Raw genomic sequence first — 22,501 nt, forward strand, 5'->3', positions numbered from 1 at the left:
TGGTTTGTGTGTACTCGGAAAATCCTATCGGATTTCCCTAATGGTTCGGTTTATTTTGCTAACTTAGTCTTTGTCAACGCAACCAGCCATACACAAAACCGTTGGCAACAAGCTGTGAAACGAAACGCTCTATTCTATGAAATATAACAAAATTATAGGAGTAATATTTTCAATATTTTCGATAGTATATTCGACTAATTTTATTGTCAACTCAAAGCTGACTTACAATCTTGAAAGTTATTTTGATTTTGAATATTTAATGAGTTTCTCTCCTGTGGTTATTTCTATAATTCTTTTAATTGCTGGTATTCGACTCTTTGTTAATCCTGCAAAAGCAAATCTAGCATTAGCTTTATTGGTCATTCTGTAGTTGAGGAGATCCTTTTCAATTGGTTAGGAATATCAGATAGTCAATTTGATTTATATCTAACGATAATATTTATAATATTTGGATTAACTGCAATATATATTGCATATACTGACACTTTTAGCTCTAAAAAATTATCAATAAAAGAAGCTATTATTAGTTTTATCATCGGGACACTATTTGCAATTTATTAAACAAAGCCATATAGAAGAGAGAGTGATCTTAGTTATGATCGAAAATAATCATTCTTACGAAAATGCAATGGCTGAAAGAGTAAATGGAATATTAAAAGATGAATTTTATCTCGACCAAACCTTTGATAACGTAACTCACGCCAAAAGAGCTGCAAAAAATGCAATTAATCTATACAATGAAATAAGATTACACTTACCTTTAGGTTATAAAACACCGAATATGGTATATAAATTATCAGCGTAAAATCAATTTTAAACTGTAACCATATTTCAGGACGAGACATTAAAACTAACCGCTAACCAATGATAAAATTCTTTAGAAAAATTAGACAAAAAACGCTGACTGAAAATAAGTTCGGAAAATATCTGACTTACGCTATCGGAGAAATAATTCTTGTCGTTATTGGTATTTTGATTGCACTTTCAATCAATAATCATAATAACAATAGACAACAAAGGAAAATTGAACAGGCCTATTTGTTGTCTCTTCAATCTGAATTTAAAATAAACTTAGAAAAAATAAACAATTGTCTTATCGAAAATCATAATCAAGTGAAAGCAGTTGAGAATATGCTTACTTTATTTGATGATAATGTTCGTGACACTATAAGTGAAAAAGAAACATCAAATATTATACATTCAGTTTTTAAAGGAGTCACGACTTATATCCCTTCAAAAGGAGTATTAACTGATATTATTAGCTCTGGCAACCTAAATTTAATTCAAAATGAAAAACTAAGACAAAAAATTGCATCTTTTGAGAGTACTTTAGATTTTTTAAAAATACAAGAAGTTTCTACTCTCGAAATGCAGAAAGAACTGCAAAAACAATTAAATAAAAATGGAAGTGTCCGAAAAGTATTGATTAATATAGGCTTTAATTTTGAACATCAATCGATTTCCGATACTGCGAGTAATAAAAAAGTTTTTAGTTTAATTAAATTTGAAAATACTCTTTTGGATTTCTATTTAACTATTAATGCAACAAATGGACAAAGGTTTTTTGGTGGAATAAAAGAGCAAATAGAACAAATTTTAGTAGACCTTGATTCAGAAATAAAAAAATAACGAATGGCAACAAGGTGCATGACCAATTGCTTATTTTGTTAACTTGGTTCTCGCCAACACTACTAGCCATACACAAACACGTTGTGCACAAGCTTGATTCGTTCTGAATAAAGGCTACATAATATTAACATTATGTATAAAAACAACAACGTAATTAGACGTTACAGCGACCCTTTCAAATTAAAAATATTAGCCGAACTCACAACCGAAAACGCACATGTAAACTCCATTCTATTGCACCTACAACGGTCAATGTTTGGATTAAAAAGTACAATCGCAAAACCTTAATCAAAGCCATATAGAAAAGAGAGAGATCTTAGTTATGATCGAAAATAATCATTCTTACTAAAATGCAATGGCTGAACGATTAAATGGAATATCAAAAGATAAATTTTATCTCGACAAAACCTTTGCTAACGTGACTCACGCTATAAGGCCTGCAAAAAATGCAATTAATCTACACAATGAAATAAGATTACACTTATCTTTATATTATAAAACACTCAATATGGTATTTTAGTTATCAACGTGAAATCAATTTTTACCTGTTGCCATATTTTAAGACAAGACATTAGCCAAATCAGAATCTGATTAACTCTTCGAGTTAACGAATGAGAATCATTAGATTTGTAAAAATAAAATTAACCGAATATCAACAACAAAATTTGATATTAGTCAAGATTGGAAAAAAAATGATTACAAGAAATTATTGGAATGAAGAATGGAAAGAGATAGAATTTGATCAAAATATTTCAGAAAAAGAGAAATTTAAAATCTCAAATTACGGAAGAATTATAAACTGCAAAACAGACGAGAAATTTCTAGTTAAAAAGTACTTTATAAACGGATATCAGAATTTACCTCTCAAACAAAAAAAGAACGGAAAACAAACAAGTAGATACGTTCACAAACTTGTTGCGGAACATTTTCTAGAAAAAAACAATGGAATCTGTGTTATTCATTTAAACTATGATAAAACCGATAATCGCATTGAAAATCTAAAATGGGCTAGCAAAAGAGAAAAAGAACTTCATCAATTTAACAACCCAAATTGGGAAGAAATCGTAAAAAAAAGAAGTAAAAATATTGGTAAATTAAACGAAGTGAAAGTAAAAATTATTAAACGCCAATTAAAAAATAATAGAACTAGAATTAAAATGATTGCAAAGCGTTTCGGAGTATCTGACATGCAAATTCATAGGATAAAAACAGGAGAAAATTGGAGTTCTGTGACGGAATAAAAGCATTGGACACTACATGTATCTTTAATTACAAAATTAGTTACTCAAGCATGCTGCCAACTCCTTAGTCACAAAACGGAAAAAACAGCAAGATTGGAGCATTAATTGAAAGATTCAACTCATAGCTTTGTAGAAAAAAGCAAAATTATGATATTCAAAAAAACAAACGAATCAATTTCGACTGACTTTCTTTTCCAATCAAAAGGCACATTCGGTGACAAAACAACAAAAACGAATTGGGAAAATTTGTTTGCAAATGTACAAAGGCTTCAAGTTCTAAACCCTAAATCAAAATTTTATGGCATCAATTGGGATGACCCAGAAATTACACAAAAGGGAAAAATTAGATATGATGCCTGTATCTCAATTCAAAATAATACAGAAATCAAAACAGAGTTTTCTACCAAAACCATTTTTGGTGGCAAATACTTATGCTTTTTATACAAAGGTAACTATCAAAATTTAGGTTTAGTTTACAATCATATATTTAGAGGTTGGATTATAAAAATGGACTATGAATTAAGAGATGAACCCATTTTTGAGCAATACATCAATAACAAAGAAATTACACCAACAGAAGATTTACTAACAGAAATTTTTATCCCAATAAAGTAATGCAATACAACAAAGATTTAGAATCTGAACACAAAAACCTATTCTTACAAGCTAGAGAATTTATATTATCTTTTGAGGGCATAATTGAAACCAAAAAGAAAAGAATTACAACCTATTCAAATGAAAAAGGCGGAATTTGTCATATGCGAACAATGCCTAATGGAATAGATTTTGGATTTTTAAAAGGTGCTAAAATGGAAGACAACTTAGGGCTTTTAACAGGCAAAGGAAAGGCAATAAGAGTTCTACCACAAAAGGAATTGAACAAAAAAGCGGTTGAATATTACATAAAACAAGCAATAGAAATAAACTCAAAAAAATAAGTGACCTACAATGAAACTATAGAATGTCTTTATGACTTGAAAGATGCCGAAAAGGTTATTTTCAAAGAGAAAAAATTTGGAATAATAGCAAACAATTCTTTAGGGATTTACCACAAAGAATTGAAAATGATAGCCAAAGAGATTGGACAAAATAATGAGCTCGCTATACAACTCTTTGATAGCGGAATTTATGAAGGACGACTTTTGTGTAGCAAAATGTTTAAACCCAAAGATGTTACTGAACCGTTAATGGAAAAATGGGTTAAGTCGTTTGAGAATTGGGAAATTTGCGACAGTTTTAGTATGGGCCTTTTTTCAAAAAGCAAATTTGCACTTGCCAAAATTTTGGAATGGACTGAAAGAAAATCCGAATTTGAAAAAAGAGCTGGATTTGCCATTATGGCTTCCTATTGTATGGCAGATAAAATATCAGAGAACGAACTTTTTGAACAGTTTTTTCCAATAATAAAACGTGAGGCAAATGACGAAAGACTGTATGTCAAAAAAGCAGTAAACTGGGCATTGCGAAATATTGGAAAACGGAACATTGACCTCAATAGAAAAGCAATAGAAGTTGCTTATGAAATATTGAAATTTGAGAGTAATTCTGCGAAATGGATTGGAAAAAATGCTTTGACCGAATTACAAAAAGGAAATATGCGAATGTCGGACTATCCTCGAGTTGAGTACAGAAGTCCTTTGTCTAAAAATGTATAAAAAATAGATCAAAAGTTACGTAAACAAAGGCATAGTCGTGTCTTCAAGGTCACCATATTTTAATTTTAGACAACAGAAAAATTAAGTGTTTACCAACCATTCAAATTTTCACTTACGAGTCGTGTTACCACACATTAAACAAAAATCATGTATAAAAACAAACCTATGAAATACAATTTTTCTTTTCTATTATTTATTTTTAAAACTAATTCATATTAATTGCTTGGTTCCCATGTAAAATCGAGATTTACAAATCCTTCATCAAAAAGTAATTGCAAATCACCACCATTAGCATCAATACTCCAAATATCGCCACCTCTTTCAATAGCTATTCGATTTCCATTATCATAATAACCTAAATTGTGTGCAGAACTACTTGTGTCTGCACCATCAGTAAATATTAAAAAAGGGCTCCCTCCTGCTCGTTGTACTCTATATATACCTTCAGTAAATGAACTATTATTATTAGTGTATGCGTCTATATAAAAAACAATATTATCAGAATCTGGTGACCAATCAAATCCTCCTAATCGAAAATTATCCCAATCAATTTCGAACAATAACTGTGCTGGACCTCCTTCACTAGGCATAATTGCCAAATGTGTTGTTGAGCCAATAAAAGTGCCATTATTAAATTGTGGCACAGCTTGTTCAAAAGCAATCCAATAACCATCTGGAGACACTTTTGGCGCTCCAGAAAACACACGTGTATCAGTAATAAAAACTTCTTGTCCAGTTTGTAAATCATATCTAACGATCTCTTGAGCACGTGGATCTTCTACTTGTTCAGGATTATCAATCATTTTACTGTAATACACAAATGCTCCATCTGGACCAAATGTTGGCAATTCAGTTTTCCCTCCATCAACAAGTAAAGTACTTCCAACTGTTGGATCACAAGATTCTAAATAAATTTCAATATTGGTAAAGTCATCTAAGTTTTGTCTTAAATAAAAAGATCCGTTAGGCGACATATCTGTAAAAGCACTTACAGTTGTTGAGTTTATTACGCTAGTTTCACCTGATTCTATACCAAACACAAAAACTCTAGTCCAATTTCCATCTCTTAAAAATAACACAGGCTCATTAAAACATCTTGCAACATTAGTTGGCTCAACAATTTCGAATGTTAAGGTGTCATCTGCAAGTACTTCCCCTGAATCGGTATTGATGACTTCAACTTTTATGGTTTCAGATCCTGGATTGTCTCCACGAACTTGAATAGAATTATCTAATGTTTGAATCGCATTTTCAACAATTTGACCATTTATTAAAAGTGCGCCTCTAAAAGTTTCCAAATACCATAAATATGCCAAATTTTGACTTTCATCTATACCGTCAATAATCGCATTGAAATTTGCAGTAGAATTTAATGCCATGGTATTATCTATTGATAAATTAGATGATGATAGTAAAACTCCATCATTACTCATAGTATCCCCATCTTTAGATTCACAACCCAATGCAAAACATGTAACAACAATGATTAAAATCCATTTAAACGCTAAGGGAGTGCTCACTTTTTTCATAATATCTTAAAATTTGATTTATACAATTAAGAATCGTAAAAAAAATAAAATGTCATCAAAATTTCACAAACTCAAAAAAAAATTCATGAATTAAAAACTTAAAGAATAACAAAAAAACGACAACACAACAACATGTATAACCAATTGTTTAGCTCTAGCCTAATTGGAAATTCCTACAGAATTCCCTCTGGTTCATTTTCTTAATTAACTTAGTTTTCACCAATGAAACTAGTCAAGCACAAACACGTTGGCTGTAATTTTAACGAAAACCGTTCTATTCAATTTTCTTAAGACTTACTTTGCGTAATAATAAAACGATCTAGTTTTAGGGTTTCAATTTTTCTAAAGCATTTTTTTTATAGAAATCTCCTATTGGAATTTCTATTCTACCAATCTCAACATCTTGTTTAGTGTAGGCTGTTACTCTATTAGAATTTACAATATAAGATCGGTGTACCCTTATAAACCTATCATCGAGCTTATCTATGAAAGCTGAAAGACTATGCATTATTAAATGTTTTTCATTAGTAGTATAAATTTTTATATACCCTTTTATACTTTCAATATATAATACTTCATCTAACAAAATTTTTATATTTTTTTTATTGCTTTGCACAAAAATATGCATTCGATTGGAAGTACTATCTTCTTTTGTTTTTACAACAATTTGAGTCTCTAAAAATTTCTCAATTGCTTTATAAAATCGTACAAACAGAATCGGTTTTAACAGATAATCAATTACATTAAGTTCGTAACTTTCAATAGCATAATCTCTATAAGCCGTTGTGAATATCACTTTAGGTTTATTAACTAAAGTCTTTAAAAATTCTGTTCCTTTTAAAATTGGCATTTCAATATCTAAAAATAATAAATCAATAGATTCCTTTTTTAATATACTATTAGCTTCTATGGCAGAACCACAACTTGCTATTATTTCAAAATCAGGCAATTGATTTAAATGCCTTGTTATTAACCTTCTTGCTAATTCTTCATCATCAACAATTAAGCACTTATATTTTTCCATTATGTTGAATTTTTAGCTCTAAATCATATTCGAATTCAGTATTTATTATATCTAAATTGTAAGTGTTAGGATATAATAATTCTAACTGTTTTTCTGTATTGTTCATTCCAATGTTACCTTTATCTTTCTTTAAACTTTCCACATAAAATTTCGGCTTTGTATTTTTTAGTTTAAAAACAATTTCCTTTTCTGAAGATGATATAAACAACGAGATAAATGCTTTATCTACTTCCTGACTTACTCCATGTTTAAAAGCATTTTCAACAAAGTTTAACAAAATTAATGGCGCAATTTTCACATCATTATAAATTTGTTTTTCAAAAGACACTTCAACTCGACTTCCATACCTTACTTTTTCTAGAACAATATAATTCTCTAGTAATTTCACTTCCTTATAAAGAGGTACATATTTGTCCTTACATTGATATAAAATATAATCTAAAATCTCTGACAACTTGCCAACTATCTGTGCTGCTTTATCAGACTTTTCTAATACTAGAATGTATAAATTGTTTAATGTATTAAATAAAAAATGTGGATTTAATTGTTGTTTCAATAAATTAAGTTCGGAGGTTCTTTTTTGCTCTAAGAGGTTTGCGATTTCTTTCTGTTTTTTATAATAACCAAAAATCACTAAAATTATCATAGGTAAAGCATAACTTGGAATACTTCTTAAATATTGAGATAAACTTGTTATTCTTTCGAAGAAAAAATCGGATTTAGAAAGCACTTCTGTTTCTTTTATCCATCGAAAACTTATAAATGTAGAAAAAGAAAGATGGGCTAAATATGATATCACAAGCATGCACATAAAAAACACTAGCTTCTTATTTCTATTCAATAATTTTGGGATAAAGAAATATATCACAGAATAAGCTATTAACATTTGTAAGATCAACTCAAACAATGTAACCTCAATTAACAGTATTTTATTTGTCTTATAAGGCCAAGAAACACTTAAATAATAGATAAAAGCTAATCCCCAAAACAAGATATGTCTGAGAACTGTATTATTAAGAATCTGTAAATAAGCACTTTTTTTAATCATAACTGATTGAACATCTATAGGTTTTTAAAACTACAATTATTCTAGTAATCTTTACAGATAACTTTACCAACACTTAATAAATACGCATAAAATAGAGTTTTACAGACATAAACACTTCTTTTTAAAGGATTCAAAAATTCATACGCTAATTATCGCTTTATAAGCTTAGATGTTCGCTATATGACTACACTTAACTTCTACAGCATTTAAATCACATAGTTTTGATTTCAATTAAAAAAACAAAAATTAAATCACATGAAATCAAAACTTTTAATACTATTTCTTTTTGTCATAACTGTTAGTTTTGGACAAACAATACCAAAAATAAATTCACTAATTGATGCTGAAATTAAAGCAAACAAAGTTCCTGCTTTGGCAGTTGCAGTAATTGATTCTGGAAGAGTTATACATATTAGCGCAAATGGATTACGTGATGTTAAACTTAATAAAAAAGCCAATATTAACACTCCATTTCATATTGCTTCTGTCTCTAAAACAGTTACCAATATGGCTGTATTTAAATTAGTTGAGTTAGGAAAAATCGATTTAAATACAAACATTAATGAATATTTACCTTTTAAAGTGAAAAATCCATATTTTCCTAATGAAAAAATAACCGTTTCTCTGTTATTAAAACACAGAAGTGGCATTAAAGATGATATTAAATTCTATGGACCACATTGGAGAAATCCAAATGGTGACCCAACCATGAGTTTAGCATTCCTAAAAGAATATTTAGTTCCTGGAGGTAATCTATATAATATGAGTCATTATGATAGCAATCCAAACCACAAATCTGTTTTTAAATATTCAAATACAGGAATTGCTCTACTTGGCTACATAGTAGAACAAATATCAGGAATGAGCTATGAAAATTTTTGTCAAAAACATATTTTCAAACCTATGAACATGAAAAATTCAAGCTGGTTTTTAAAAAATTTAGATACAAGTAAAGTTGCCAAAACATATATAAAAAATAATTCAAAAGAATTTGTTTTTAAAGGTCATAATGGATATCCAGACTATCCTGGTGGGCAATTAAGAACTTCTATTAAAGATTATTCTACATTAATAGCAGGTTTTATAAATGCGGATAACAATCAATTTATTTTAAATAATGAAACAAAAAACTTAATTATTCCTCCCGTTAGTACTCCTCATTTGGGATATTACACTTGGTTTATAAAAGCAATTAATAATAATTTATACTTCGAACATGGAGGAGGAGATACAGGTGTTAGAACAATTTCGATTATTGAGCCAACTAAAAAAAGAGCTATCATAATATTTGCTAATCATCCTTATGATTTTGACGAATTATACAGAAGTATTGAAATGAAAATGTGGGGAGAATAATTTAAAAACTTATGCCAAATAAATAGAAACTTTAGCCAACAACGTGTATAATTAATTACTCAGCTTGTACGCACAAAAAAATCCTAATAGGTTTTCCTATTGGTTCAGTTTCTTTTGATAAGTTAAGTTTTCGTCAAAGTAAAATCAATACACAAACACGTTGTGTGTAATACGAATTTACATTCCTTTTGTAACATTCTTGTGCCCAAAACGTCATACAATTAATCAATCAAAATATGAAATCAAATAAAACAACTGGAAGATTTGTAGGCCTATTATTTCTACTCATTTTTGCAAATGGTATTATAGTTTATCAATTTTTACAAGGTCCTGTCCTATTTTCAGATGACTTTCTAACTACCACATCTACAAATTCAACTAAAATCATTATCTCAACTTTACTTTTATTTTTAAGTGGTATAACGTCTGTAGTTATCGCTACAATTTTATTGCCAATATTTAAAAAACATAGTATCATCTTGGCCTTTTTATATTTAGCTTTCTGTATACTACACTTTATAGCTATATCTATTGATAATATTAGTGTTCTATCTATGTTGGAATTAAGTCTAGAATATTCAAAAAGCGGAATTGAAAATTCTAATATTCTAAACACATTAGGAAGTGTGTTTTACAAAAAACATTGGTGGTCACATTACTTAAGTCTACTAATTTCTTGTGTCCCAGTGTTTATATTATACTATACATTATTCGTCACTAAGTTAATTCCAAAAATCATTTCAATTGTTGGAATAATAGCTATAATTCTTATGTTTATTGAAATGTTATTTTCGCTTTTTGGACAAAGTATAAGTATGAATATGCTTCTTCCCATAGGATTAATTCAACTAATACTTCCATTTTGGTTAATTTTTAAAGGATTGAAGTCACACATTTTAGAAACTGAAATGTAATAGTGATATTTAATGAAGAAAACAACACTATACAGCGTGTATAATCAATCGTTTAATCTATATATGCTATGAAAATCCTAACAGATTTTCATAGTGGTTTGATTCTTTTTTACGAACTTAGTTCTCGTCAACGTAACTCCCTCGTACACAAATACGCTAATTAAAAAAATGTGGTTCTTAAGTAATATGAAAAAGAAAAACATAATTAGAATAATATTGTTAGTTGGAACGGTTGTATCAATGTTTTTCGTACCATGGTTGTTGGTCAGAGCGTGGATATTTCCTCTACCAAATACAGTTAAAGAACAAGTAACTAAATCAATTAATTATGGATTTGACGGAATGATTGTTTATGTAGACAAAGCTGAACAACCTCCACAGTATTTTGTTTCTGGTTGGCATAATCGAGAATCTAAGATTCCTGCCAAACCTAACGCACTATTTAAGATTGCAAGCATTAGTAAGTTATATGATGCCGTTGCTGTTACCAAATTAGTAAATGATGGAAGGCTTTCACTAGATAAAACAATCGCTGAGTATTTACCAGAACTTGTAGGAAGAATAGAAAACTCAGACAAAATCACTTTAAGATTAATGATACAGCATAGAAGTGGCATTCCAAATTTCACTGACACTCCTAATTTTTGGGCAACACCTACTGAAACCTATGAAGAAAGTCTTGCATTGATACTCGATAAGTCAGCAAATTTTAAACCAGGTGAAGACTATGAATATTGTAATACAAATTATCTTTTAATCAATAAGATAATGGATGACGCATTAGGTTATCCTAACTTTAAATACATTCAAGAAGAAATCCTAATTCCTCTAAATCTTAAAAACACCTTTGGTTCGCTAAGCGAAGTCAATATAGAGGATGTAATGAGTGGTTATCATGTAGGACATCCTTTTGATTTAAAGGCAGACGAACATGGTATGTTAGCCACTGCAGAAGACGTAGGTGTTTTTATAAGAGCATTGAATGATGGATCATTGTTTAAACCAAATGAACAGGAAATATATGCTTCCATTTATGAGTATGAACATTCAGGATGGGTTCCTGGATACCAAAGTTTTGCAAAATATTACAAAGACATTGATGCGGTTGTTATTGCGTTCTATAGTACAACTGACCCAAAATTATACAATTGGAACTTGTCAGAAATCATAAATAATAGAATTGCAAAAATTATTAAAAATAAAAACTAACTACAACTAGTATAAATAATTGGAAACCCAAACATACCCTCTACAACAATTTACTACGAAAATTCTCAATTCTATCTTATAAGAAATAACGAACAAAAAGCAAAATTGATAACAGGTTCAAATAGCCTAATAGGCTTTATTGCTAAAACAAAAAGTTATTTCTCTGATTGTGAAAAAATAGTATACTATCTGGAAAATCAATTATATAATTTTGATAATTTGATAGAATTGGTTGAAGATTATAACCTATTATGTGAATAAAAATAGTTTATAACAATGTATGTATTTAATGCTAACCTCCTACTTCAATTTTAATTTATAACTTTATCTGCAATTAAAGATTCTGAAGATTCTAAGTCGTATAAATCATAGACAAATCCATAAGTAATTATGAAAAATAAAATATTCATACTAGGAATCATAACTATCTTCATTAGTTGTAATTCTAATAATACTCCGTCTGATATATATCATTCAGAACATTTAAAGATTGAAAAGATTACCAAAAACCTTTACAAACACATTTCGTTTTTAAATACTCAAGATTATGGAAAAGTTCCTTGTAATGGAATTATATATTTTAATAATAATGAGGCTGTGATTTTTGACACTCCTTCAAATGATAAAGCATCTGCAGAATTAATTAATTGGATTGGAAAAAGAGATATTAAGGCTATTATTGCCACTCATTTTCATATTGATTGTCTAGGTGGATTGAACGAATTTCATTCAAAAGGAATAAAATCTTATGCTCATAAATTAACAATTAAACTGGCAAAGGAAAACAATAAAGTGTTACCTCAAAATGGTTTTGAAAAACAACTTGAAATGAAAGTTGGAAATGAAATAGTACTGGCAAAACATTTTGGAGAAGGACACACGAAAGATAACATCATCGCATATATAGAAAGTGAAAAAGCAATATTTGGTGGATGTTTGATTAAGGAAATGGGATCTGGAAAAGGAAATCTTGAAGATGCAAACATTAAGGAATGGCCAAAAACAGTTTCAAAAATAAAAGATGAATTAACCGAATTAGAAATAGTGATTCCTGGACATGGAAAAACTGGTAATAATAACCTTTTGGATTATACTATTGAACTATTCACTGAAAACTAAACGCTTACAGTAATGTATAGAATGAATGAGTTAAATCAATAATGATAGATAATAGTAGTAAAGAATTGCAAGTTTACTTCTAACTATAAAACATATTTTAATAAAATTTATGAATAAAATTATACTTTTAATTATTGCATGTTTTTCTTTAACCACTTGCAGTTTGCATAAGGAATTTTATGAAAGTGGAAATCTGAAAGCTAAAGGAAAAATTTCTGACACTTTAAAAAATGGGAAATGGAAACTTTTTCATAAAAATGGCAATCTATTTCAAATAGGACATTATTCTAATGGAAATAAAACTGGAGAATGGAAAGTCTATCACGAAACCGGAGAATTAAGGCAAATAGGTCAATTTTTAAATAACCAACAAAATGGAGAGTGGAATTTCTATCACCAAAATGGAAATCATCAAGGAATTGGGACACTCTCTTATGGCAAACGAATTGGAACATGGAAATGGTATTTTAAAAATGGCCAACTTCAAACTGAACGTAATTGGAATAACGGAAAGCTCATTGAAATTATTAGCTGTTATGATGGTAAAGGAAATGAATTAGACAAAGGAACATTTACCGAAGGAAATGGTACAATGAAAATATATGATATTGACGGAAATTTACTAAATATTGAGCATTATAAAAATGGACAATACATAAAATAATGATTTCCAAAAAAAATGAAATGATCAAAGGCTAGTTTACGTTTTTATTAAAAATCCTACGAATTTCATTAATAGTTAATTTTCTTTTTGTTAACTTAGTTCCTGCCAACATACGAACCCTATACGAATCCGTTGGCATTCATTACTCTAAACCCTATAAATAAGAATTATGAAAACAAATTTATCTAAAGTCAAGTCAGAAATAGAAGCCTACGCAAATGACTCTAATTTAACTGAAATACAAATTGTTGATAAACTGAAAGAACATTACTTCAATAAAGTAGTCAACGAAAATCTTAAGCTTTATAAAAAAAGAAAGAAAAAAGTAAGTGAAATAACTAAAGATTTAAAAATATCTTCTCGTAGATTTTATGCAATACTAGAAAAGAAAAAAATAACGTTCACCAAATACAAAAAGAAAGAAAAAAAATAAAAAGAGCTATTTAACGGTTGTCATAAACTGTATAGCTCATTTATACTTGTAAAACATTCCAGATTCTTAAATCAATTTGTGTTCTATTGCTAACTTAGTTCCTGCTAACCAAGTAAATTACACCAATACCTTTTGTGCTATATATCAAACTTATGAAAAAAATAATTTACGTTCTAATTCTTATTACAGCAGTTTCATGTTTGAATAAAAACGATAGCAAGCTTGATGTTGCAACACATATTAGGTTTAATGATGTGGATAAAAATGGATTAACAATTGATACAAAACTTCTTTCTAATATAAAGAATGATCTCAAAAAAACACCTAATAAATTAAATCGAGAAGTCTGGAATTACGATAAAGAAGGAAATGAAGAACATTACGTTTTGAATAAAGGTGTAGTCTTCAAATTTGTGGAAGAACAAAAAGCCCATTCCATTTTTAATGCATATTATGAGCAAGTTGTTAAAGGCAATAATTACATCTTTCTTACAAATATGGATTTTGACGAATCTTACAATACGTATTATGATATTGTAATTATTGATGGTTCTGATCCATTCAAAATCATTGAATTAATTGGTACTAATGGAGTAAATTATGATGTTTACAATCCAGATATCATCAAAAAATTAAAAGCATGGGATTCGCAAATCAACTTCAAATTTGTTGTTATCGACGTTTCTAGAATTCATGCATATATAGGTAAGCTACCAAGAGACATTAATAAGTTTTCAAATGAAGTTTATGAATTTTGCCCAGATGTAATTGACCAAGGTTATGGCACAATGGATGAAATGATTTCTGACTATACAGAAAATAAATACTTCTGGTTATGGTGGGATTAATTGAATTGCTCTAAGGAAGAAACATAAAAAATTAAATACTTTATAATAATAGAATTATGCTAACTGATATTCATCCGAAATTACCAATGCGTAACAAAAGTATTACGAAAGAATTTTATATAAATAAACTAGGATTTAAAACCTTTGGAAACACTGATTATGATGAGTATTTGATGATGGAAAAAGATCAAATTCAACTTCATTTTTTTGAATTTAAAACACTCGATCCTAAAGAGAATTATGGTCAGGTTTATATTAGAACTGATGCTATTGACCGTTTTTACCAATCCGTATTAGATTCTAAAACACCTATTCACCCAAATGGTCCATTAGAAACAAAACCTTGGGGACAAAAGGAATTTTCTATACTAGATCCAGACAATAATCTGTTGACTTTCGGACAAAGTCTTTTTGTTGAAAAATGATAAAAAATGACGAGTCTGTATGTTCTCTAAAATCTTACGTTTTTTTATTCCGTACAACTAACCATTCACAATCGCGTTGTGTTTAATATGAACAACATTCTAAATCAAAAACACACATGCTGAGAAAATGTTTTATATTATCAATCTTATCTATATTTCTTATTGGTTGTATTGGTTATCACAAGATATTGAAAGACACTAATGGAGAACCTATTTTGAATGAAAAAGTGAATTATAAATTCACAAAAATTCCTAGTAAAACCGATTTAACCAAAATTGATACCTCTGCACATTATATTCAAATATTTGAAGGCAGATATTATAACGAAAACGAAAAACAGAATCCCGATATTTTGGTTTTTCACAATGACGGATTTTATAAACAGTCTTCTAGTATTTATAATTTTAAATATGAGTCTAGAAATAAAAATTCTATCTATTATGGTGGAAAATACAGAATTACAGATGATATCATTGAACTTGAACAATTTTTACCATCAAAAAGCGGAAAGACAAATTATTATTCAAGAACTATCAAAAAAGGAATTATTAATGGAGATAGAATTATTTTCAACGACGGAAATACGTTAATAACAATCTTTGAAAAAAAAATAAACTCATATAAAACGGAAAATTGAAAGACTATAAGAGAACTATAACATCTGATTTTTTATTATATTGGTGATGTTACTTAATTTTTTCTCTCAAAAGCCAATCTTTTTCATGAAAAAACTCATTTGTTTATTTATAATAATCAATTGCCTTAGCGTTAACTCTCAAACTTATTCTTCTAATTATGAGGAAGATATATTTAACAACATAAAAAAGGATTCTATAAATTATAAATTCTTCGAAAGCTTATTAGCCATAGATCCTTCTATGACTCCAGAATTAGCTTCAGATTATAAATTAGAAGTAAATTCAATTATAAAATCTGTTCCTCCTAAAGAGAAAAAAGAAAAAAAAGAGAAAAAGAGGATTGAAAAATTATATGATGATTTGCATGATACATTTTTTATTAAATATCGCCTGAATGCATATTTTAACGATATTTTCGAAAATGGAACGTATAATTGTGTTACAGCTACTGCATTATATTCCTATGTTTTTGAAGAATTAAATATTCCATATCATGTCAAAGAAACACCTTCACATGTGTTTTTAGTGGTTTATCCTAACACTTATAAAATTTATTTAGAAACTACAGTTCCTGGACAGTATGGCTTTATTACTCCCAAAGAATCTGAAATTAAAAAGATTGTAGATGAATTAATATCATACAAATTAGTCACTTCTGATGAAGTTTCAAAAAAAGGCTATTTAAAATTTTATGAAGATTACTTTTATGGAAAAGAATATATAGATAAAAGAGCTTTAATAGGAATGCAATACTATAACAAAGGTTTGATAGATTTTGAAAATGAAGCAAATGATGAAGCTCTAAACAACTTTAAAAAAACAAAGATTTTCTATTCTTCACCTCTCATTGATCCAATTATTAAAAACATTATGTTTATTAATGTAAATGAATTGGAATTTAACACAAAAAAGGATGTCGATTATTTAATTGAATTATTATCCATTTCTAAATTCCCTGAAGATTATTCTATAAGCAACTTAAAATCAAGTTTATTCAAAATAATCGATCATGATGATAATGACAATGCATTCATTGAATACACAATTGAAAAATTCAAAAATATAACTGATCCAAATATTAAAAATGAAGCCATTGAATTTTTATTAGAGTATTTAGCAGAAAATGCGGCAAGAAATGAAGAATTAGATGAAGCCATAAATTATTGTGATGACATCTTACTCATCAATCCTAAAAACAAAAGAATCAAGAGTGTTGTCTCTTATGTTGCGTTTAAAAAAGTAAAGCTTTCAAGTTACAATATGGAGGCGCTTACAGCATTTGAAAGCATCTGTGAAAAATATGAATTTTTAAAAGAGAATAATAGATATAATATAAGTTTAGCTTACTTATATGCTCGTATTTCATTTAAGAAATTTAAAAGCAAAAACATATCTGAAGCAAATGAATATCTACAAAAATTAGAATTCATTTTAGATAATAATGACATACTAGACGAAGTGAGTAATGGTTTATTAAGCGATCTTTATATTAAAGCTGGTAATTATTATTACTATAAAAATCAATATAAAAGATCATACAAAATTTATAAAAAAGGACTCACGTATGTACCAGATCACAATGAATTAAAAAAGAGGGCAAATTGGTCGAAAGATGAATTCTAAACCTCAAAAACAACCAATAATTAATTATGAAAGAACAATAAAATCACTTCACTCCTACTTTAATTTTAAAGCATAACTTTATTCCTCTAATTCAAATTGAAAAATCACCACTAAAATTGATGACATAAAAATCAAAAACGAAAAGACACAAATACTATGAATAAAAATAAATTAACTGGAAAAAACGTTCTTATCACTGCTGGAGCACAAGGAATTGGCGAATCAATCACTAAACACTTTATTGATTGTGGTGCCAATGTAGCAATCCACTATTTCTCTAGTGCTGATACTGCTAATAAATTAACAGAATATGCAGCTAGTAAAGAACAAAAGGCAATTGCAATTAGTGGTGACTTAACTAAAGAAGTTGATGCGAATGTATTAGTCCAGAAAACAGTAGAAGCATTTGGTAGTCTAGACATACTCATCAATAATGCAGGTTCACTTGTTGCACGCAAAATGTTGAGCGAAATGGAAACTGAATTCTGGAATAAGGTAATGGACATTAACCTTACATCAATGCTGTTTGTTACGAGAGCAGCAGCACCATTTCTGAAAAAAAACAATAATAGTAGTATTGTTAATTTAGCATCATTAGCAGGACGTAAAGGTGGCCATCCTGGTTCGTTAGCTTATTCTACTAGCAAAGGAGCTATATTAACATTTACTCGCGCACTCGCTTCTGAATTAGGCCCAAATGGCACAAGAGTCAACGCTGTTGCTCCTGGTCTTATACTTGGTACTTCTTTTCACAATACGCATACAACAAAAGAATCAGCAGCAGCAACAACTGCTGGTATTCCTATTCAAAGAGCAGGTAATGCAGATGATGTCGCACGAGCAGTTTTATATTTAGCGTCCGAATATGATGGCTTTATAACTGGTGCTACCTTGGACATTAATGGTGGAGTATACAATATGTAATTCAACTTTTAATATGAAATGGGAATCTGAAATTCTTGAAAACGGTCTTTTAATGGAGACATTAATAAGATAGAGACTTTTCAATACTAGACATCTATGAAAACAAAATTAATTATTAGCGCATTAAGCATTTCGCTTTTCATATGTACTTCTTGTAATGAAAAAAAACATTTAATTGTAGGCAAAAATGGAAAAACAATTGATACAAGGTTAGTTGGACTTTGGAAAGGATCTGAATCTGGTAAAATCTTTCCAGGCATGTCTTCAGAATGGAAAATGATCAGAAATTTAGATGGTACTTTCAGTCTTGAAGTGAAAGCCAATTTAAATGGTGAATTCATTGAAGAAACTGAAATTGGAACTTGGTGGATTGAAAATGGATGCTTCCATGAATACCATGATGTTTCAGGCAAAGTTGATATTTATAAATACGAAGTCTTAAATAAAGATCAAATTAAATTTATAACTAAAAAAATGTCTTTTGATATAGTAAATGAAAATTATGAATTCATCGACACAAAAATTTCGAATTAAAGAACTATAAACCGTAAAACTTCTCACATTTAGGAAACTTAATACTATGACTGAAAATAGAGAAAATCAAATAGACATTAATAAAAATGAGTTCCAAAAACTGGGCTATCAATTAATTGATAGGATTGCAGATTTAATTGATAACATTGATAAGAAACCTGTAACAACAACTAAAACGCCAAGTGAACTCCAAAACATATTAGGACATCAGTCTTTACCTGAAAAAGGAACCGCTCCAGATGAATTACTAATAAAGACAACCCATTTACTATTCAACAATTCTTTGTTTAATGGTCATCCAAAATTTTTAGGATATATAACATCTTCTGCTGCACCTTTAGGAGCATTAGCCGATTTATTAGCAGCTTCAGTTAATCCAAATGTTGGTGCTCATATGTTAAGTCCAATTGCAACTGAAATCGAAAAGCAAACCGTAAAGTGGTTAGCTGAATTTATTGGTGTATCACCAAGTTATGGAGGTCTATTAGTAAGTGGTGGCAATATGGCGAATTTCACAGCATTTTTAGCAGCAAGGACTGCAAAAGCACCAAAATCAATCAGTGAAAATGGGATTTCAAATTCAACAGAAAAACTGACGATTTACTGCTCAAAAACAACACACACTTGGATTGAAAAAGCGGCTATTCTATTTGGACTAGGAACAAAATCTATTCGATGGATACCAACAACTTCCTCAAATAAAATAGACGAAGATGTTTTAGAAAAAACAATTACTGAAGACCTAAAAAACGGCTATAAACCGATCATGATAATTGGTACAGCTGGAGATGTCAGTACTGGTACAGTTGATAATTTAAAGAACCTTTCAACGATTAGTAAAACCTATAATTTATGGTTTCATATTGATGGAGCTTATGGTATTCCTGCTGCAATTATCCCTTCCTTAAAAGATATATTTGAAGGTGTTACTGAAGCAGATTCTATTGCTCTAGATCCTCATAAATGGCTCTATAGTCCGTTGGAAGCTGGATGTACTCTTGTGAAAAATCCACAGCATTTAATAGACACATTTAGTTCTCATCCTGAATATTACAATTTTACGAGTTCAGAAGGCGAAATTGCTCAAAATTACTATGAATTCGGACTTCAAAATTCTAGAGGATTTAGAGCATTAAAAGTGTGGCTCACTTTACAACACCTTGGTCGAAGTGGCTATGAAAAATTGATTGGTGAAGACATTGAATTATCCAAATTACTTTTTCATTTAGCTGAAAAACATGATGAGCTAGAGCCTGTTACTCAAAATTTAAGCATTACGACATTTAGGTATATTCCAAAACACGTTAAAATGAGTTTAGATGATAAAAACACTTATCTAAATACCTTGAATGAAAAACTATTAAATGAATTACAAACTGGTGGCGAAGTATTTCTTTCAAATGCAATCGTAAATCAAAAATACTGTTTAAGAGCTTGTGTTGTGAATTTCAGAACTTCAAAAAAAGACATAAAAGAAATTGTAGACATCGTTATAAGAGAAGGTCAAAAGATGCATATTAAATTATCCAATCAAAATAACTAATGAAAGACAGTTACAAATAAACTTTTAGAGAGCACAAGATTATTAAAGTATTAAGACCTCTCTATCTCAAAAAATTAGGAAAATGTGATAAATGTCACATTTTAAATTATAAATCAATCGTACATTTGCGATAATGAATTTAAAATAAACTAAAGCAGTTGAAAAGAAGTTTAGAACATATAGAATATAAAAAAGATACAGAAGCCTTAGCCAAATTTGCCAAAGCTTTGAGTCATCCAACGCGTGTTGCAATTTTAAAGCATCTTGAAAATCAATCCTGTTGTTTTACAGGCGATTTAGTAGATGTTTTTCCATTGGCTCAATCTACAATTTCTCAACATCTAAAAGAACTAAAAAACGCTGGTCTCATTCAAGGAGAATTAAAACCACCAAAAATAAAATACTGTATCAATCAAGACAAATGGAACATTGCAAAATCATTATTTCAGCAGTTTTTTGATTGATATTTTTCAGCAAACCTATCGTCTATTTGCGATAAACAAATATAAATATTATGAGTAGAATAATTAAAATTTTAGGAACAGGTTGTCCAAAGTGTCAATCTATGACAGCTATTGTGAAAGATGTTGTTTCAGAAAACAACATTGATGCAACCCTAGAAAAAATTGAGGATATAATGGAAATCATGACATTCAGCGTAATGACAACACCTGCTTTAGTAATTGATGATGTGATTACAATAAAAGGAAGAGTACCATCAAAAGAAGAAGTTTTAGCACTGTTAAACTAATTAAAACTGACAACATGAGATATCAAATTAAAGCATCATCTACTGCAAATCAAGATGCAATTATTCATGTAAAACAATCCAATATAGATTTTGGAACAACTTCAATTACGTCTGAAATCTTACCAAATCCTGCTGAATTATTCTTGAGTTCATTTGCGGCTTGTATGCTTAAAAATGTGGAACGTTTTTCGGGTATGATGAAATTTTCCTATACAAAAGCCACTCTTGAGGTTAATGCTACACGTCATGAAAATCCTCCAAGAATGGATCATATCAAATACCATTTGACCCTATTTAGCGACGACAAAAAATTAAACACGACCTTACTAAAAAAGAATATTGAAAAGTTTGGAACGATTTACAATACTATAAAACGGTCTTGCACAATTTCTGGTACGATTAGCACAATAAGTCATGTTTGATTGGATACAAAATATTGCTGATTGGTTGGTATATGATCTATTAAATTTAAATAAAGGACAGCATTTAGCAGAAGCGTTAAACTTCTTTATTTATGACTCAACAAAGATTTTAATTTTACTGTTTGTCGTTATCTTTTTTATGGGAATAGTTAACAGTTATTTCCCAATAGATAAAGTCAAAAATTACCTTTCCAGAAACAAATTATATGGATTAGAATACCTCATGGCTAGCCTTTTTGGTGTCGTAACGCCTTTCTGTTCTTGCTCGTCAGTTCCTTTGTTTATTGGTTTTGTAAGAGGCGGTATTCCTTTAGGTGTTACGTTTTCATTTTTAATTACTTCACCTTTGGTTAATGAAGTTGCAATAGGACTCTTCATTGGCTTATTCGGAATAAAAACCACAATTATCTATATCATAAGCGGTATTTTATTAGGTACTATTTCTGGCGTAATTCTTCAAAAATTAAAATTAGAATCTTATTTAACTCCTTGGGCAAAAGAAGTGTTAGAAAATGCACAAAAAGACCAAGATGCATTTATTGCCGAAAATCAAACTTTAAAACAGAGATTGCCTATCATTTGGGATGAAGTCATAAACATTCTAAAAGGTATTGTGCCTTATGTCATTGTAGGTATCGCTATTGGAGGATTGATGCATGGTTATATTCCTGAAGGTTTTTTTGAAAAACATATGGACAAAGACAATCTTTTTGCAGTTCCTATTGCTACTATTTTAGCAATTCCAATGTACTCAAATGCATCAGGAATACTTCCAGTCGTTCAAGTGCTAGTATCAAAAGGAATTCCATTAGGTACAGCAATCTCTTTTATGATGGGAGTTGTTGGCTTGTCTTTACCTGAAGCATTACTTTTAAAGAAGGTAATGACCATAAAACTAATTGCTATCTTTTTTAGTGTTGTAACTCTCTGTATCATCATTTCAGGATATGTATTCAACATGTTATTATAAA

The 22,501-nt window shown here is 29.3% G+C and carries 27 protein-coding genes; 24 read left to right on the top strand and 3 right to left on the bottom strand.

Going from position 1 to position 22,501, the window contains the following annotated elements; translation table 11 throughout:
* Positions 1–136 precede the first annotated feature (136 nt).
* The 7 genes from MUN68_RS09465 to MUN68_RS09495 all read left to right on the top strand — a co-directional run bounded on the left by MUN68_RS09465 (position 137) and on the right by MUN68_RS09495 (position 4,525).
* Positions 137–370 carry a hypothetical protein gene (locus tag MUN68_RS09465; RefSeq protein ID WP_249997057.1) on the top strand — a complete coding sequence of 78 codons (234 nt, stop codon included), beginning with the start codon at positions 137–139 and terminating at the stop codon, positions 368–370.
* Between the two features lie 225 nt (positions 371–595).
* Complete coding sequence (locus MUN68_RS09470) at positions 596–805, top strand: integrase core domain-containing protein (protein ID WP_249997058.1); 210 nt, start codon at positions 596–598, stop codon at positions 803–805.
* 59 nt (positions 806–864) lie between these two features.
* Positions 865–1,629: a DUF6090 family protein gene (locus tag MUN68_RS09475; protein ID WP_249997059.1), complete on the top strand. Its 765-nt coding sequence runs from the start codon at positions 865–867 to the stop codon at positions 1,627–1,629.
* A 695-nt stretch (positions 1,630–2,324) separates the two neighbouring features.
* A complete protein-coding gene (locus MUN68_RS09480; protein ID WP_249997153.1) occupies positions 2,325–2,870 on the top strand; it encodes an HNH endonuclease in 546 nt (181 codons plus the stop codon).
* Positions 2,871–3,017: 147 nt separating this feature from the next.
* On the top strand, positions 3,018–3,485 hold the full coding sequence (locus MUN68_RS09485; protein ID WP_249997061.1) for an AraC family transcriptional regulator: 468 nt from the start codon (positions 3,018–3,020) through the stop codon (positions 3,483–3,485).
* Entirely contained in the window at positions 3,485–3,808 is a 324-nt protein-coding gene (locus MUN68_RS09490) for a DUF1801 domain-containing protein (RefSeq protein WP_249997062.1), read from the top strand. Before MUN68_RS09485 ends, MUN68_RS09490 begins: the two co-directional genes overlap by 1 nt.
* Entirely contained in the window at positions 3,809–4,525 is a 717-nt protein-coding gene (locus MUN68_RS09495) for a DNA alkylation repair protein (RefSeq protein WP_249997063.1), read from the top strand.
* A gap of 215 nt (positions 4,526–4,740) precedes the next feature.
* Here MUN68_RS09495 and MUN68_RS09500 read toward each other — a convergent pair whose 3' ends face one another.
* The 3 genes from MUN68_RS09500 to MUN68_RS09510 form a co-directional block, all read right to left on the bottom strand.
* Positions 4,741–6,054 (bottom strand): TolB family protein, encoded by a 1,314-nt coding sequence (locus tag MUN68_RS09500; RefSeq protein WP_249997064.1) that lies wholly within the window; start codon positions 6,052–6,054, stop codon positions 4,741–4,743.
* 325 nt (positions 6,055–6,379) lie between these two features.
* Positions 6,380–7,078: a LytR/AlgR family response regulator transcription factor gene (locus MUN68_RS09505; RefSeq protein ID WP_249997065.1), complete on the bottom strand. Its 699-nt coding sequence runs from the start codon at positions 7,076–7,078 to the stop codon at positions 6,380–6,382.
* On the bottom strand, positions 7,065–8,126 hold the full coding sequence (locus MUN68_RS09510) for a sensor histidine kinase (RefSeq protein WP_249997066.1): 1,062 nt from the start codon (positions 8,124–8,126) through the stop codon (positions 7,065–7,067). The genes MUN68_RS09505 and MUN68_RS09510 overlap by 14 nt, the downstream gene beginning before the upstream one ends.
* 255 nt (positions 8,127–8,381) lie before the next feature.
* On the opposite strand from MUN68_RS09510, the gene MUN68_RS09515 reads away from it, so the two are divergent.
* From MUN68_RS09515 to MUN68_RS09595, 17 genes are all read left to right on the top strand, one after another.
* Positions 8,382–9,482 (top strand): serine hydrolase domain-containing protein, encoded by a 1,101-nt coding sequence (locus MUN68_RS09515; protein WP_249997068.1) that lies wholly within the window; start codon positions 8,382–8,384, stop codon positions 9,480–9,482.
* Between the two features lie 236 nt (positions 9,483–9,718).
* Positions 9,719–10,396 carry a DUF4386 domain-containing protein gene (locus tag MUN68_RS09520; protein ID WP_249997069.1) on the top strand — a complete coding sequence of 226 codons (678 nt, stop codon included), beginning with the start codon at positions 9,719–9,721 and terminating at the stop codon, positions 10,394–10,396.
* A gap of 186 nt (positions 10,397–10,582) precedes the next feature.
* A complete protein-coding gene (locus tag MUN68_RS09525; RefSeq protein ID WP_249997070.1) occupies positions 10,583–11,605 on the top strand; it encodes a serine hydrolase domain-containing protein in 1,023 nt (340 codons plus the stop codon).
* 390 nt (positions 11,606–11,995) lie between these two features.
* Positions 11,996–12,724 (top strand): subclass B1 metallo-beta-lactamase, encoded by a 729-nt coding sequence (bla, locus tag MUN68_RS09530; RefSeq protein ID WP_249997071.1) that lies wholly within the window; start codon positions 11,996–11,998, stop codon positions 12,722–12,724.
* A 109-nt stretch (positions 12,725–12,833) separates the two neighbouring features.
* Complete coding sequence (locus MUN68_RS09535) at positions 12,834–13,388, top strand: toxin-antitoxin system YwqK family antitoxin (protein WP_249997072.1); 555 nt, start codon at positions 12,834–12,836, stop codon at positions 13,386–13,388.
* 169 nt (positions 13,389–13,557) lie between these two features.
* Positions 13,558–13,821, top strand: coding sequence for a hypothetical protein (locus tag MUN68_RS09540; RefSeq protein WP_249997073.1), 264 nt, complete (start codon positions 13,558–13,560; stop codon positions 13,819–13,821).
* Positions 13,822–13,973: 152 nt separating this feature from the next.
* Positions 13,974–14,669 (top strand): DUF4253 domain-containing protein, encoded by a 696-nt coding sequence (locus MUN68_RS09545; RefSeq protein WP_249997075.1) that lies wholly within the window; start codon positions 13,974–13,976, stop codon positions 14,667–14,669.
* Positions 14,670–14,725: 56 nt separating this feature from the next.
* Positions 14,726–15,094 carry a bleomycin resistance protein gene (locus MUN68_RS09550; protein ID WP_249997076.1) on the top strand — a complete coding sequence of 123 codons (369 nt, stop codon included), beginning with the start codon at positions 14,726–14,728 and terminating at the stop codon, positions 15,092–15,094.
* 116 nt (positions 15,095–15,210) lie between these two features.
* On the top strand, positions 15,211–15,732 hold the full coding sequence (locus MUN68_RS09555; RefSeq protein WP_249997077.1) for a hypothetical protein: 522 nt from the start codon (positions 15,211–15,213) through the stop codon (positions 15,730–15,732).
* Positions 15,733–15,817: 85 nt separating this feature from the next.
* Positions 15,818–17,356, top strand: a complete 1,539-nt coding sequence (locus tag MUN68_RS09560; RefSeq protein WP_249997078.1) for a hypothetical protein — start codon at positions 15,818–15,820, stop codon at positions 17,354–17,356.
* Between the two features lie 156 nt (positions 17,357–17,512).
* Positions 17,513–18,280: an SDR family NAD(P)-dependent oxidoreductase gene (locus MUN68_RS09565; protein WP_249997079.1), complete on the top strand. Its 768-nt coding sequence runs from the start codon at positions 17,513–17,515 to the stop codon at positions 18,278–18,280.
* Between the two features lie 96 nt (positions 18,281–18,376).
* Positions 18,377–18,814, top strand: a complete 438-nt coding sequence (locus MUN68_RS09570) for a hypothetical protein (protein ID WP_249997081.1) — start codon at positions 18,377–18,379, stop codon at positions 18,812–18,814.
* Positions 18,815–18,860: 46 nt separating this feature from the next.
* Positions 18,861–20,357: a pyridoxal phosphate-dependent decarboxylase family protein gene (locus MUN68_RS09575; RefSeq protein ID WP_249997082.1), complete on the top strand. Its 1,497-nt coding sequence runs from the start codon at positions 18,861–18,863 to the stop codon at positions 20,355–20,357.
* A gap of 158 nt (positions 20,358–20,515) precedes the next feature.
* Positions 20,516–20,821: an ArsR/SmtB family transcription factor gene (locus MUN68_RS09580; protein WP_249997083.1), complete on the top strand. Its 306-nt coding sequence runs from the start codon at positions 20,516–20,518 to the stop codon at positions 20,819–20,821.
* Positions 20,822–20,871: 50 nt separating this feature from the next.
* Entirely contained in the window at positions 20,872–21,108 is a 237-nt protein-coding gene (locus MUN68_RS09585; protein ID WP_249997084.1) for a thioredoxin family protein, read from the top strand.
* Between the two features lie 14 nt (positions 21,109–21,122).
* Entirely contained in the window at positions 21,123–21,530 is a 408-nt protein-coding gene (locus tag MUN68_RS09590) for an OsmC family protein (RefSeq protein ID WP_249997085.1), read from the top strand.
* Positions 21,523–22,500 (top strand): permease, encoded by a 978-nt coding sequence (locus MUN68_RS09595; RefSeq protein ID WP_249997086.1) that lies wholly within the window; start codon positions 21,523–21,525, stop codon positions 22,498–22,500. Before MUN68_RS09590 ends, MUN68_RS09595 begins: the two co-directional genes overlap by 8 nt.
* The last annotated feature ends 1 nt before the right edge of the window (position 22,501 follow it).

Source organism: Psychroserpens ponticola, from assembly GCF_023556315.2.
In the GTDB taxonomy this organism is placed as follows: Bacteria; Bacteroidota; Bacteroidia; order Flavobacteriales; family Flavobacteriaceae; genus Psychroserpens; species Psychroserpens ponticola.